This is a genomic window from Photobacterium gaetbulicola (assembly GCF_003025515.1).
GTDB classification, from domain to species: domain Bacteria; phylum Pseudomonadota; class Gammaproteobacteria; order Enterobacterales; family Vibrionaceae; genus Photobacterium; species Photobacterium gaetbulicola.
In genome coordinates this window covers 1-14,565 of sequence record NZ_PYME01000030.1, presented here as the reverse complement: position 1 = coordinate 14,565, position 14,565 = coordinate 1, and the positions used below count along the sequence as shown (strand labels likewise).

The 14,565-nt window shown below is 44.1% G+C and carries 13 protein-coding genes; 8 read left to right on the top strand and 5 right to left on the bottom strand.

The genetic code is table 11. The annotated features are described in order from the left end of the window. Positions 1 to 43: 43 nt before the first annotated feature. Positions 44 to 1,117 (bottom strand): putative 2-aminoethylphosphonate ABC transporter ATP-binding protein, encoded by a 1,074-nt coding sequence (locus C9J03_RS21380; protein ID WP_044623244.1) that lies wholly within the window; start codon positions 1,115 to 1,117, stop codon positions 44 to 46. A 528-nt stretch (positions 1,118 to 1,645) separates the two neighbouring features. Here C9J03_RS21380 and C9J03_RS26775 point away from each other — a divergent pair. Continuing rightward, positions 1,646 to 1,804 (top strand): hypothetical protein, encoded by a 159-nt coding sequence (locus C9J03_RS26775; RefSeq protein WP_156149939.1) that lies wholly within the window; start codon positions 1,646 to 1,648, stop codon positions 1,802 to 1,804. Between the two features lie 125 nt (positions 1,805 to 1,929). Here the strand turns inward: C9J03_RS26775 and C9J03_RS21375 are convergent, their stop codons facing one another. Further along, positions 1,930 to 2,943, bottom strand: coding sequence for a putative 2-aminoethylphosphonate ABC transporter substrate-binding protein (locus tag C9J03_RS21375; RefSeq protein ID WP_044623245.1), 1,014 nt, complete (start codon positions 2,941 to 2,943; stop codon positions 1,930 to 1,932). Positions 2,944 to 3,263: 320 nt separating this feature from the next. Between C9J03_RS21375 and phnW the strand changes: the two genes are divergently transcribed. From phnW to C9J03_RS21350, 5 genes are all read left to right on the top strand, one after another. Then, a complete protein-coding gene (gene phnW, locus C9J03_RS21370; protein WP_044624469.1) occupies positions 3,264 to 4,361 on the top strand; it encodes a 2-aminoethylphosphonate--pyruvate transaminase in 1,098 nt (365 codons plus the stop codon). A gap of 10 nt (positions 4,362 to 4,371) precedes the next feature. After that, entirely contained in the window at positions 4,372 to 5,769 is a 1,398-nt protein-coding gene (locus C9J03_RS21365) for an aspartate aminotransferase family protein (protein ID WP_044623246.1), read from the top strand. Between the two features lie 88 nt (positions 5,770 to 5,857). Then, complete coding sequence (phnX, locus tag C9J03_RS21360; RefSeq protein WP_044623247.1) at positions 5,858 to 6,670, top strand: phosphonoacetaldehyde hydrolase; 813 nt, start codon at positions 5,858 to 5,860, stop codon at positions 6,668 to 6,670. A gap of 294 nt (positions 6,671 to 6,964) precedes the next feature. Then, complete coding sequence (gene glgC, locus C9J03_RS21355) at positions 6,965 to 8,182, top strand: glucose-1-phosphate adenylyltransferase (RefSeq protein ID WP_044623248.1); 1,218 nt, start codon at positions 6,965 to 6,967, stop codon at positions 8,180 to 8,182. 371 nt (positions 8,183 to 8,553) lie between these two features. Further along, positions 8,554 to 8,952 carry a hypothetical protein gene (locus C9J03_RS21350; RefSeq protein WP_044623249.1) on the top strand — a complete coding sequence of 133 codons (399 nt, stop codon included), beginning with the start codon at positions 8,554 to 8,556 and terminating at the stop codon, positions 8,950 to 8,952. A 53-nt stretch (positions 8,953 to 9,005) separates the two neighbouring features. Here C9J03_RS21350 and C9J03_RS21345 read toward each other — a convergent pair whose 3' ends face one another. From C9J03_RS21345 to C9J03_RS21335, 3 genes are all read right to left on the bottom strand, one after another. Then, complete coding sequence (locus C9J03_RS21345) at positions 9,006 to 10,412, bottom strand: basic amino acid/polyamine antiporter (RefSeq protein ID WP_044623250.1); 1,407 nt, start codon at positions 10,410 to 10,412, stop codon at positions 9,006 to 9,008. A 227-nt stretch (positions 10,413 to 10,639) separates the two neighbouring features. Further along, the gene (locus C9J03_RS21340; RefSeq protein ID WP_044623251.1) at positions 10,640 to 11,110 is read right to left on the bottom strand and encodes a cell division inhibitor SulA; all 471 of its coding nucleotides are present in this window, start codon (positions 11,108 to 11,110) and stop codon (positions 10,640 to 10,642) included. A 426-nt stretch (positions 11,111 to 11,536) separates the two neighbouring features. Then, entirely contained in the window at positions 11,537 to 12,523 is a 987-nt protein-coding gene (locus C9J03_RS21335) for an integron integrase (RefSeq protein ID WP_044623252.1), read from the bottom strand. A 279-nt stretch (positions 12,524 to 12,802) separates the two neighbouring features. Between C9J03_RS21335 and C9J03_RS21330 the strand changes: the two genes are divergently transcribed. Beyond that, the gene (locus tag C9J03_RS21330; protein WP_082060607.1) at positions 12,803 to 13,345 is read left to right on the top strand and encodes a CbrC family protein; all 543 of its coding nucleotides are present in this window, start codon (positions 12,803 to 12,805) and stop codon (positions 13,343 to 13,345) included. A 574-nt stretch (positions 13,346 to 13,919) separates the two neighbouring features. Further along, a complete protein-coding gene (locus tag C9J03_RS21325; protein ID WP_107291744.1) occupies positions 13,920 to 14,345 on the top strand; it encodes a hypothetical protein in 426 nt (141 codons plus the stop codon). Positions 14,346 to 14,565: the final 220 nt, after the last annotated feature.

The window sequence follows — 14,565 nt, the reverse complement described above, 5'->3', positions numbered from 1 at the left end:
GAAATTGCATTCGTATTTGCATTCATCGCGATTTCCATGCTCTCTATTGCGCTTGAAAGATATGGGTATGATTCTTGGACATGTTCACGTAATGGAAGTGACCACGCTCGAGCTGAAGCTCGCGCAATTCGCGAATAGGCACATCAACTTTAAGTATGTTGCTTTGATACGCACCCTGGAGTTTGCACTCGGCACGGACAAAGGTGCCCTGGAATTCCAATTCTTCAATCTGAACAGGGAAGCTCGAATCGCTCTTCTTGCCGATTTCCAAAAAGTGAAGATCTTCTGGGCGCAGGCCCAATTCCACTTGCTGACCACGCTCTAGTGCATCACAAGGCTTGGGCAGCAATGATTCACCGATTCTGATTTGGTTATCACTGACTACGGAAGCCGGTATAAAGTTCATGTTACCGACAAAGTCCGCAACGAAGCGCGAGGCTGGGTTTTGGTAGATTTCCTGCGGCGTGCCAACCTGTTCGATAACACCGTGGTTCATCACCACAATGCGATCGGCCATCGCGAGAGCTTCGTCCTGGTCGTGGGTCACCATAATGGTGGTTATACCCAGCTGGCGCTGCAGGCGACGTATTTCTTCTCGGAGGTGAGATCGCACTTTTGCATCCAGGGCAGACAAAGGTTCATCGAGCAGTAACAAGCCTGGCGATAATGATAGTGCGCGGGCGAGGGCAACTCGCTGCTGTTGGCCTCCAGAGAGTTGGTTAGGATATTTTCCCCCGGAGTCTGGCAAGCCGATAACATTCAACCAATGACTGACGGTGTCGTTGACGGTTTTGTTGTCTTTCCCTTGGTTACGCAGGCCTAGGCTGATGTTATCCGCTACGGTCAGGTTTGGGAACAGGGCATAGGACTGGAAGACAATGCCGAAGTCACGCTTTTCAGGGGCAAGGAAAGTCGTTTCTTTATCGCCTTGGGTGATCTTGCCTGAAGACGCCAGATCCAATCCGGCAATGGCACGTAGCAAGGTAGTTTTACCGCACCCTGACGGGCCGAGGAAGCAAACAAATTCGCCTTTATGAATATCAAGGGAAATGTCGTTCAGCGCAGTAAACTGTCCATATTGCTTGCTGACATTTTCAATCTTCAGATACGTTTCCATGGTTCTAACTCACTTTATTTGGTATATACCAAAATTAATTGCAGTCAGTTACAGTTAAATGACATGGATTTTACGAAAAAAAGAAAATTGTTTTCTGGAAAAAAATTTCTGTTGGTTCATACTTAACCATTACTGAATATCGCATTCTTTTGCCATGCTAAAAAAGAATTTGATTAGGGTGCCTCGTTTTCATCTTGTCAAATTGATATTCTTATACCCAAGCTACCTCAAGATGCAGTTTCAGCGAGAATTTCTAATCTTATAGACAAGGCATTGTTTTGAAGAGCTAGTGGCTCTAAATCGAAAAACAATAACGCGGTATAGAAGCTTAGAAAACTCGCCCTTCGGGAGGGTGTCAGCGCATTCACTCCCTCGTTGAAGCTATTTGAAAGGGAATGCCATTCCTGCAAAGCTTCGCCTTGGATTGAATCCGCTGGCAACCCTCTGAATTCTGCTTCTTGAGGTAACTTGGGTATACTTCTAGACCTTTTATTCTATTCTTGTGTTTTTTGATTGAGGCAAAGCATCATGGAAAGAAAAATGTTGATCCGTAATATTTCTTATATGGAACGTGAGCTGTCGGAAATGAAAAAAGAACTGGCTAAACTGGATGCTCAAAACGAGCAACAAGAAGGGCTGGAAAGCCATGAGGGAATGGTGGCTCGCCAACCTTATTTCCAGCTTTAAATACCATTGATTTAAATATATTGATACATTACATATTTAATAGGTATAAAACAAAAATAGCGTGACAGCATTACCGTCACGCTCAGCGTATTCATTGTTATCTGCTCGTGATAATACAAAGTAGATTATGAACGTGGCTCAGATTTAGCATCAAATCGGTCAGACCAAGTCTTCAGCACATCTTCTCGGCTAGCCGCCATCTTGCCAAAGTCCATATCAACCATTGCGTTTTCTACATCAGGATAGTTGTTAACTGCTGCGTTGATCGCCTTATGGCCAACAACCGGATAGAACGCATTGTAAAGCTTGTTTGCTTCTTCAGAGATGGACCAGTCTACAAGACGCTTGGCAGCATCGGATTCGGTATTTACCAGACCAACGGCTTCAGCTTCCCAGCCCACGCCACCTTTGGGCATGATAATGTCGATGGGCGCACCTTGTGTTTTCAGGGTGGCACCGCGGATTGCCATTGAAATACCAATAGCCACTTCTCCCATAGCAGCCTGCACACACGGTTTTGAGCCCGAGTGGGTGTAGTGTGCGATGTTACCGTCCAGTTGTTCCATATACTGCCATGCAGGTTTCTCTCCCATAGACTGGATCCACGCGGATACCTGCATGTAGCCCGTGCCAGAAGAGGCTGGGTTTGGCATCGCAATATGGCCTTTGTATTCAGGCTTTAGCAGATCTTCCCAGCTGTCTGGCTTGGAGAGGCCTTTTTGCTCGGCAACAATCTCGTTGAAACATACGGCATTAAAAAATGCATCGTTACCGAACCAAGCTTTGTTTTGTTGCGGGTCAACTAGATTTGCACGGATTTGATCAAGACCTTCCGGTGTGTATGGCTTCAGTACGCCTTCTTCTTTGAGAAGTGCCATGGAAGAGCCGGCTAGGCCCCATACCACGTCAGCGTGGGGGTTATTTTTTTCGGCCAACAGTTTTGCAGTCATGATCCCGGTTGAATCACGTACCCAGTTAATTTTGATATCAGGGTTAGCTTGCTCAAAACTATTTTTGAATTTAGCCAGCATGTCTGTCTCGAAAGCGGTATACACCGTTAGTTCCTCGGCAGCAAATGCAGAAGAAGCGGAAAGAGCTGCTATTGCAGTAAGAGGGGTAATCATCCAACGGTTTTTCATTTTTTCATCTCCATGAATTTTTGGCTGACCGAGCCAGAGGGTTTAATTGTATTGCTTGGTCTGTACCAGATTGTTTCGACATGGAAGATGCTAGGCAGGAAATATGACACTTCAATGATTGCGATATTTCAGTTTACTAACAATTTTATTGGTTATTTTTGACAGCAATAACTCAGAGGTAAATAAAGGAGAGAAGCGAAAAACGACAAAACATGAAGCTTTTGTTAATTGTTGGGTCTGGGGATTTACAGCAATTTGGCAAGATCGTTATAGTTCGTCGTAACTGGTATAGTCCAATTGGAATCAAGATAATGGAAAACTTGGATAATCAATATTTGCTACTGACCCCGGGGCCGCTGTCAACGAGCCGTACTGTTCGCGAAGCCATGCTGAAAGACTGGTGTACTTGGGATGATGAATACAATAAAGGTATTGTAGAAGTGATCCGTGAGCAGTTAGTTGAGTTGGCCACGGGTGTTGAAGGTTATACAAGTGTGTTGATGCAGGGCAGCGGCACAGCATCGGTTGAAGCCACAATCGGCACCGTTGTTCCTGCAAACGCAAAGCTGCTGGTGGTTAACAATGGTGCGTACGGTGAGCGTATTGGTCAGATTGCACACTACCTAAACATTGCACACACCATTATTGAGCTTGGTGAAGTGGCGCAGCCATCTGCTGAGCAAGTGGCAGAAATCCTAGATAGCGATGCGAGTATTACCCATGTTGCTATGGTGCACTGCGAAACGACAACAGGGATGTTAAACCCGGTTGAAGCTGTGTGCGATGTGGTGAAATCTCGCAATAAGATCATGATCTTAGATGCCATGTCGAGTTTTGGCGGTATCCCATTGGATATCGGTAAACTGGGGATCGACTTTATGATCAGCTCAGCCAACAAGTGTATTCAGGGTGTGCCTGGCTTTGGCTTTGTCATTGCAAAACAAACTGAGCTGGAAAAGTGCGCAGGCCGTGCCCGTTCATTGTCTCTGGATCTTTATGATCAATGGCTGTGTATGGAGAAGAACCATGGCAAGTGGCGTTTCACTTCTCCAACCCATACAGTACGCGCTTTCCATCAGGCCCTGCAAGAACTGCAAGACGAAGGCGGGGTAGAAGCACGCTATCAGCGTTATGCGTCTAACCAACTGATCTTGGTTGCCGGGATGGAAAAACTGGGCTTCAAATGCTTGCTGGATAAGTCATTGCACTCTCCGATTATTACTTCTTTCTATTCGCCGGAAGCAGACGAATATGACTTTAAAAAATTCTACAACCTGCTGAAAGAAAAAGGGTTTGTTATCTACCCAGGCAAAGTGTCAAATGCTGATTGCTTTCGTATCGGTAACATTGGTGATGTTCATAATGAAGATATGCATCGTCTGATTGACGCGATCGAAGCGTCTATGTACTGGGCATAAGGGAAGCGTAATGACTCAGATAACGACATCTCAGCAACACGGTTCGGCGCTATCGGAACAGTCATTGCGAAGTGAAGGAGATACCAATATTACGCCAGCTCGTGTCGCATGGACAAACAGTATTGCTGATCAAAAAACGCAGCAGATGCTGAAGGAAGATAGTCAGTTTTTCTTGCATCAAGCTATGTCGACGCCATGCCTGGATGCCCTGGTAGGTGCCGATGGGATCTATATTGAAGATGCTGCCGGAAAAAAATACATGGATTTCCACGGTAACAATGTCCATCAATTGGGTTATGGACATCCCCATGTTGTTGGCCGTATCAAACAACAACTGGCGGAGTTGCCATTTTCGCCGCGTCGCTTTACCAACCAGACAGCCATTGATTGTGCAAAAAAGCTGACAGATATCGCCGGTGGCGATCTCAATCGCGTGCTGTTTGCGCCGGGCGGCACCTCGGTCATTGGTATGGCGTTGAAACTCGCCCGTTATGTGACTGGAAACTACAAGGTAGTGTCTTTGTGGGACTCATTCCATGGCGCTTCCCTTGATGCCATTTCAGTTGGCGGCGAAGCATGCTTCCGTGAGGGGATAGGCCCTTTGATGGCGGGCGTAGAGCGTATTCCACCTGCAGTAAGTTATCGTGGCGCATTTCCATCGAATGACGGCAGCGATGTTCACTATGCTGATTACTTGGAATATGTGATCGAAAAAGAAGGGGGCATAGGCGCTTTTATTGCTGAGGGTATTCGCAATACCGATGTGCAGGTACCGAGCAGAGCGTATTGGAAGCGCATCCGTGAAATTTGCGAAAAGCACAATGTCATGCTGATCATTGACGATATTCCAAATGGTATGGGACGTAGTGGAAACTGGTTCACTTACCAGGAATTTGGCATCGAACCGGACATTCTTTGTATCGGCAAAGGGTTAGGCGGTGGGGTCGTACCTATCGCAGCCATGATCACTAAAGATAAGTACAACACGGCATCGCATATTTCACTGGGTCACTATACCCACGAAAAATCTCCGGTCGGTTGTGCTGCTGCACTGGCAACGATTGAGGTGATTGAACAACAAAACTTATTGACCAAAGTGAAGAGTGATGAAGCGTACATGCGAGATCGCCTAGAAGGAATGAAACAGAAATATCCACTGATAGGGGATGTTCGAGGCGTCGGTTTGCTTTGGGGGGTAGAGCTTGTTACTTGCCGTGAGACCAAAGAGCGCGCACTTCAACAAGCGGAACAAGTGATGTATCGATGTCTTGAATTAGGGATGAGTTTCAAAGTGTCACAGGGTAACGTTCTGCAGTTAAGCCCACCATTGATTATCGAACGCGATGATCTTGCTCGTGCGATGGATATGTTAGAGCAGGCCATCAGTGAAATTCAAGCTAGTAGTTAATGGCAATCACCAGCTATTGAAACATTTGAGACCTTGCTGGCCGCCAAAGGTGTTGCCGGCAGGTAAAGAGATTTAAAAGGAAGAGAAAATGACTAAACAAGTTCAGGCAGTAATTTTTGATTGGGCCGGCACCGTTGTAGATTTTGGCTCGTTCGCACCAACCACCATTTTTGTAGAAGCATTCCGTCGCGAATACGGCTTTGATATTTCACTGGCTGAAGCGCGTGTACCAATGGGGCTGGGTAAGTGGGATCACATAAAAGCGGTTGGTGAAATGTCTGAAGTCAGCCAACGTTGGCAGGACAAGTTCGGCCAGCCGATGCAGAAAGAAGATATCGATAAAATCTACCAAACTTTCATGCCACTTCAGATTGCCAAAGTGGGTGAGCATGCTGATTTGATCCCAGGGGCAAAAGCGGTGATTGATGGTCTTCGTGAAGAGGGGATCAAAATTGGTTCATGTACCGGTTACCCGCGAGAGGTCCTTGATAAGTTGCTCCCAGCGGCAAAAGACAAAGGCTATAGCCCTGATTGCGCAGTAGCAACCGATGACCTTGCTGCGGGAGGCCGTCCTGCACCATACATGGTACTGCAGAACATGATCGAGCTTGCGGTAACTGATGTGAAAGCGTGCATCAAGGTTGATGACTCTGTGCCTGGTATTACTGAAGGCCTGAACGCAGGCATGTGGACCGTTGCATTGTTGCTATCTGGTAATGAGGCGGGCTTGACCCAGGCTGAGTTCGAACAAGCTGACGAAGCGACACTTGCTGGTGCACGAGCAAAAGCTATCGATGCCTTTGCCCATTCTGGTGCACATTACCAAATCGATACTATTGCGGATTTGCCGGAAGTGGTCGCAGATATCGAGCGTCGTTTGGCTGCGGGTGAGCGGCCATAGCTGCCCATTGATAGTGCCTTGACGTCATAATAACGATGGTGGATAAACTGATCTCCTAGTGATGTTAAAATTGCACGATCTGTCCCGGATATAAGTTGCCCTTTTGGTGCGGTCATACATCAAAAGGGCATTTTTTGTGCAATGCCCTGAATCGCCTCCCTATTTTGGTGCACAAAGGGATGTAAGTGTTTATTGAATGAATTTAATCACTTTATTTCAATGCCTTGCTTATCGTCACTTATGGCGTAAATTTTGCTTTTAACTCTCTGTCGATTTTAGCGCTAGGGGGAGAATATGAAAAAGGAAGCGATTACCGTTATTTTGGCTGGTGGAGTAGGCTCAAGGCTGTCACCTTTAACTGACCATAGAGCCAAGCCTGCTGTACCATTTGGCGGAAAATACCGAATTATTGATTTTACACTGACCAACTGCCTGCATTCTGGTTTGCGTCGTGTGCTCGTGTTGACCCAATATAAGTCTCATTCCCTGCAAAAACACCTGCGTGATGGTTGGTCGATATTCAACCCTGAGCTTGGTGAGTATATAACTGCAGTACCGCCCCAGATGCGCACGGGTGAAAGCTGGTATCAAGGTACTGCTGATGCTATTTATCAGAATCTCTACTTGTTGACCCGCAGTGAAGCAAAATATGTAGTGGTACTATCTGGCGATCATATTTACCGTATGGACTATGAGCCAATGCTAAAGCAGCATGTTGAAAATGAAGCTGATTTGACCGTTGCCTGTATGGAAGTTCCCAAGTCTGAAGCTCATGCTTTCGGTGTAATGTCCATCGATGAATACCAGCGCGTGTATTCATTTACCGAAAAACCAGAGGCTCCTCAATCACTTCCTAACAATCCTGATGCCTGTCTGGCATCAATGGGAATCTATATTTTTTCAATGAAAGCATTGGAAGAGGCGTTAGAAAAGGATGCACTTAATCCAACAAGTAGCCATGACTTCGGTAAAGATATTATTCCTGGCCTAATTGATGGTGAGCGGGTTTATGCTTATCAGTTCGGAGGCTCGGCGGGTAGGGTTAGCCAAGATGCCTACTGGCGAGATGTTGGGACTATTGATTCTTATTATCAGGCTAATATGGACTTATTGTCATATTATCCACCTATGGATTTATACCAAGAAGAGTGGCCAATTCGTACCTATGAGCAACAGTTGCCACCTGCCAGAACCGTCTCTTCACCTGCTGGAAATGAAGGTATTTTTATTAACTCTATTATTTCCAATGGGGTAGCGATAAAAGGTGGCTCGGCACAGAACTCGGTGCTATTTCCAAAAGTGAAAATCGAGAATGCCGCCGTTGTTATTAATAGCATTGTGTTTGAAGGGGTGGTCGTTGGCGAAGGGGCTCATATCGAGAACTGTATTATCGATAAAGATGTTGTCATTCCGCCCGGTGTAGAAATTGGTGTTAACCGGAAAAAGGATGCAGAACGGTTTGATATTTCACCAAAAGGGATTGTTGTCATTACTTCTGACCATCAATTTTAACATTGTTCTTAACAACTAAAATAAAAGGTCGACATTATTTGTCGGCCTTTGGGTTTTCAGTGTGTTGCAAGTTTGTTGGTTTGTATTAATCGGATGAATAATGTAATTCATCAATAGACAGGGATGAAAAAAATTTATTTATCAAGATGGTGATCACTATGTTCTTAAAGTTTTATTGATGTTAATCAATTGTTTTGCTGTCATTTCCACTTTGATTTTTTGCTTGCAAAAAGCAGATCGACGCCATATTTTCATAAATTAGACATAGCTCATGGTTAAGTTAGTCGTATAGTGGTTATTAGCTAACGGTATATTTAGCCAGATGCACATGAGTTATTAGCAACAGTGGTTATGTTTCTAAAGGGATGAATATGGAAACATCAGTTGAATTCTCAAATCCGGACAATGTTGTTTTTGATTACACAACCTTTTTGTCAGCATCATGCAAACAGAGAGTAACACTTGTCGATGCGCTAAAAGCGCTAATTCCAGCATTTGAAATTACATGGACTTCTTCAATGCCGCATGGAATGACAGACTCAGAGAAGTTGCAGCTGCAGGCACTGAAAGTGCTTTCGACCAACATTAGCGACACGAACAATTTGATTCGCTTGTTACGACTTGCACGCGCAGAGCATATCGATGAGCTGATGATAAAGCTGCCATATGCCTTGGAAGAACTGCAACTCGTCGAAATTGAAAGCAAAGCAGGATGTAAAGTGATCAAGTTAGATGATGAGGGTGAGGTGCTAAGGGCACATATGATCTAACTGCTAACTTGTTCCGAAAAAATAAAAGCCAGCTTCTGCTGGCTTTTGCATTTCTACATCATACCTTTCCACAGCATTCCGACGGCTATGCAAGCTGCCGCAGTTAGTAGGCTTGCAGCGGTCATTTCTTTACCAACAAATGGTCGGGTCTGTTGTTCCCGTTTGGCTTTTACGTAGAAATACAGCCCCGGGACGTAAAGTAGTGCAGAGAGCAGCAAGTAGTTGAGACCTGATGCGTATAGTAGCCACAGGCCGTAGAGGCTCGCACACAGGCCCACGATGAACAGCGAGCCACGGTCCTTGCGTTCGATCGCCAATTTCAGTGTATATGCGCCAACCAAGAAGTAGGGGACAAGGATCATTTCTGATGCGATTGCCAATAGTGTGTCATAGGTACTCCCAGCAAACATTACAAAAATAAGGCTTACCTGGATACAGCTATTGGTGAGTAGTAATGAATTAACCGGGCTGCCGGCCTCATTTTGCTTGGCAAAGCTGATAGGGAACATTTTATCTCTAGCACCTAAGTATGGTGCTTCGGAGGCGAGTACAGTCCAGCTGAGGAAAGCCCCGCAGACAGAAATCAAAAGTCCGCACCCAATGATGTATTTACCCAATGGCCCAAGGATCTCGGTAAGTACCTCAGCCATGGATGGATTCTGGTAAGTTGCCAATTGCTCTGTGCTTACCACTCCCATCGAAAGCAGAGTTACGAAAACATAGATAGTCAAGGCGGTCAGCAAGCCCAGAATGGTAGCACGGCCGATATCCTTACGGTCTTTCGCTCGGTTTGAAACGACAACTGCGCCTTCGATACCGATGAAAACCCATACGGTAATCAGCATAGTACCTTTTACTTGGGACAGTAAATCGTGCTGTTCACCGAAATGCAGCCCGGTGAAATCGAACACGAACGTATCCCAGTGAAAAGCAATAAGGGCAGAGAAGATGAAGAGGAATAATGGGATCAGCTTGGCACATGTTGTGATCATATTGATCATTGCTGCTGTTTGTACGCCACGTAGTACAAGCGCATGGACAAGCCAAAGTAAAACCGATGAACCAATAATAGAGATCCAGGTATTACCATTGCCAAATAGCACCATGTCAGGGCTGTCGAAGAGCATCCCCAATGTACTGAACACGATAACCAAGTAAGAGACATTGGCTAGCATAGCACTGAGCCAATAGCCCCATGCAGAGCAGAAGCCGACAAAATCGCCAAAGCCAGCTTGGGCGTAGCCAAAGACACCGCTTTCGATTTCAGGCTTGAGCTTCGAGAGGTGTTGGAAGGCAAGGGCAAGAAATATCATACCAATACCTGTGATAGTCCAACCGATCATTACTGCTGCGGGACTGGCAACGGCAGCCATATTTTGGGGAAGGCTGAAGACCCCCGCCCCAATCATTGAGCCGATGACCAAGGCAGTAAGCGATCCTAATCCCAGTTTCTTTTCCATTTTAACATCCGGTTATAACGACTGAATTTTTATAATTTTCAGGCGTATTATGATGGTTTTTTGCATTAATGCACGGCGAAAGTGATGAGGATCACGCAATTAGTGGTTAATTACACCATTCATTGTACTGGATCAAAAAAAGCCATCGGCACTGCTGATGGCTTTATTAGTATAGGAAAGAATTATTTACTGGACTCGGCACATAATTTAAACAAATTACTGTGTATTCAGTGGTATGTGATTTGAGACCTGTCGTTACGATTAATGACAAATGCATAGCTGGCCCCTGAATCTGAAGCTTCTCGCATGGCATAACTGGCAAAGTGCTGGATATCACCTGTGGCAATAACCGCACTGCAATTACCACAACGGAGCGCTTTTTCCATCAGCTCCTGATCAGTTTTGCCTTTTTTGTTGGTCAAAACCAAAACCTTGTTCAAGTCTATACCTGCACTCTTCAATAGGTTTTTATCAATGAGTGCATTTTGGCCGATAAACATGATCCAGCGGTTTTGTTGACTGGCTTGCTTGAGGATACGTAGAAAATAGGCCAATTGTGCCTGGCTCTCATCATTAAAAGAAACCTCGATAGGACAGCTGACTGTATGAGAAGAGGTACCTTCGGTTTGAGCGGCAAACGTCGCTTTGTAGACCTGAGAAGCAGAAACAGTGTTTTGGTGTTCAAAGTAAGCAGCCATAATCCATCATCCTCAAACAGTGTTTATTTATACATGCTGTATGTACATACAGTAGTTGTATTCAGGTGCTGTTGCAAGTCTTTTTTAACAATTGCTTGAGGTTTTATGAGCATAAAGGATTCAAAACTATACAAGTTAAGGGTTTAAGTTCATGAATATAAAGTACTTTGTTTGTTGTACTTCTTTTGAGTACTTGTTGGGTTTTTTTTGGTTTCAAGTGGTTTTGAACCGGGTAAGTCATAGAGAACTACTGTATAAACTAGATAACCACTGTGTATACAGTAATGTTTCATCATATACGCAGGCTATCTCACAGATACTTGCATTAGTCTTTTTTGTGAAACTGATTGAATGTATTCTTATTTAGACACTGATAATTAAAATTGTAGGCGTGGGGATTTAAATATCTTAGGCGGTAGCATACCGTTAAACCTGATCTAATGGACTTTTGACGCCGCTGAAATGCGTGCCTACGACATGGGTGTAGATTTGAGTCGTTTTTATATCGCTATGGCCAAGCAGTTCTTGGATATTCCGCAAGTCTGTACCAGCTTCAAGTAAACGGGTTGCGAAAGAATGCCTAAAAGTGTGGCAGTTTGCTTTTTTTAATATTTTGGCCTGCTTGACTGCAGTGGCTACTTGCTGTTGCACACTACGGTCAGTTAAATGGTGGCGCATCAATCTGTTTGAGCGCGGATCTTTGCTGATATTTTTTGCTGGAAATAGATACTGCCAGCCAAGTGATTTAGCATGATTCGGATATTTACGTTGCAAGGCGTAGGGCATATACACCTCACCATAACCATTCTTGGTATCCAGTTTGTACAGGGCTGTAACTGATTCTATTTGATGTTTAAGATCTGCAATAATGTGCGGCGACAGTAGGGTCTTTCTATCTTTGTTTCCTTTACCATTTCTGACAGTAATACTTAAGGTGTCAAAGTTAATGTCATTAATCCTGAGCCGAAGCGCTTCGTTCACACGAAGCCCGCTGCCATACATTAACTGGGCCACAAGCCTGCATGGATATTGAAGCAGGCAGATTATCGACATGGCTTCTTCGTGGCTGAACACTTCTGGTAATTTTGTAGAACGTTTTGAGCGCTTGAAGTTTAACAAGCTAGTATCTTGATTAAGCATCTCCCTGCAGAGAAAGACAAGTGCGTTTAATGCTGTCCTTTGGGTGTTTGGTGAGACATTTTTAGTTGTCACCAAATGTTCGAGGAATTGTTGAATATCTCTTGCATTGATTTGATTACGATGTTGGTAACGCGAGAATAGGATAAAACGTTTGATCCAACTTATGTAGGCTTTCTCGGTTGAATAGGCTAGTCCCCTTGTACGAATGAAGGTGGTTACTTCTGCCAAAAAAGGACTTTTAATGCTTGATAGTGGCTGTGGGATATCTTTCATACAAATACTGTTTTCTAAATGTGTATATTACTTTATGAACGTTTTTCACCAGACACCAAGCTATGCAGAACAGATTTCGGTTATTTGTAGCGAAAATCACAACATATAGAAAAGCAGTTGTTTGTCAGTATGTTACTATTGATTGCTGAGGTGGGATATACGAATTGACTACGCACTATAAGCAAGAACAAACCAAGAAAAATTTAACTGGTTGATTTTTGGTAGTAGGGATAGTCGAAGTGGTTTCGACAAATAAAATGTTACACCTAAAGGAGAAATATGACACTTCCTCAATTTAAATATCATCCATTTCCATTAAATACTGGAGCAATAGAAATATCCGAGAATGAATGTGAGTGCTGTGGAAAGCAGACAGGATACATTTATACAGGGCCAGTTTACTCTGAAGAAGAACTTGATGATTGTATTTGTCCTTGGTGTATTGCCGATGGTTCTGCAAGCAAAAAATTTGATGCTGAATTTACTGATTCTGATGGTATTGGTGATTATGGTTCATGGGATAGTGTGTCTGAGGATGTTGTTCTTGAGGTTTCTACGAGAACTCCTGGCTTTTGTGGCTGGCAACAAGAACGGTGGTGGACACATTGTCATGACGCGGGTGAATTTTTAGGTGCTGCCGGAACAAGCCAAGTATTGGAAATTGGTGGTGAGCTTATTGATGTTTTAAAAGCTGATACTCGATTAGACGGTGCTGAGTGGGACAATTTCTGTTCATCTTTATCAAAAGATGGTTCTCCTACAGCATATATATTTCGTTGTACCAAATGTGGAGCATATGGCGGGTACATCGACTGTGATTAAGGTGTAACAAGGCAATTAAGGTGATGCGTTACACTCGGCGGTTTTGGTATGGAGTTCGGTGCGCTTGGTGAGTTCATCGTGGCACACCTTATTGCTGGCGTTATGTAACAGGTTGATTTTCAGTATTTTTTAGTCTTTCGTAATGCCAAGCTACTTATTCATTCTTGGGTTTCTGGTTCTGCATCTTAGTTTTGCTTCGTCGCAATGATTCAAGGTCAACGAAAGTTCATCCCACTGGGTAAGTTCATTTCGTCTTGCTTGTCTGCGTCAAAAGCTAAGTCATTCGCTGAAATTCACTATCCTGAAATCGTTGTAACTCCCCTACTTCGAATTTGGCTTTCGCACTCAAATCCATCAAAAGAACCTTGAGTGAAAAGGCGTTTTTAGTAGTCTGGTGGGAACAATAAAGTCCGAACATGTGATTACATAACAAGCAATTCAAGCAGACCCTCAACGCGTGGCATTTTCAGTTTGCAGTAGTTTCAGTGGTTAAGGCGCTATGCAGAAACTATCGTTGTGCGTTTCGGGCTACTTAATTGGGCGTTAGCTCATTCCTAAATATATAGAAGCATATATGAAATATTTTGTTATAGAGCCTGAAGTCGCAGGCGGTCTTGGTGAAAAAACTGAAGGGGATTTTTCTGTTCATCCGCCATCGGTAACTAAGTTGCACTACGAGTTTCAAGGGTGGCTTGGTGATGATATCTTGGAATCTTTTCCATGTTTTTTGGTATCTTACAACTTGTCGCAATCTCTTAAAAAGACATCTTTAACAGGTTTTGATTTGGAAGCGGCCAAAATTACCACATCTGAATTATTTAATGAGCTTTATCCGAATAAAACGCTTCCCGAGTTTGTGTGGTTAAAAGTAAATGGTAAACCAGCTCAAGATGATTTTGGTATCACAGAAAGCTCTTTGCTTGTAGTTTCAGATGTTGCTTTATCATATTTGAAGCAATTTTCTTTTGAGAATGCCGAAGAGTTTGAGTTCGTGAGCTAACAAGAACATCAAGTTGACGCTTTTTACTGCGCATTTTTGGTATGGAGTTCGGTGCGCTTGGTGGGTTTAGTGGGGCGCAACTTATGTTAGGCGCTGGAGGATCCCCACAAAATTCACGCATGATAATTGCTCCTTGCCATCATAATTAACTCTTGTTGTGCCCAGCGTAATGTTGAATTTGTAATGTGATATTCCAGCCGTCGAAAGACTTCTTTTCCTA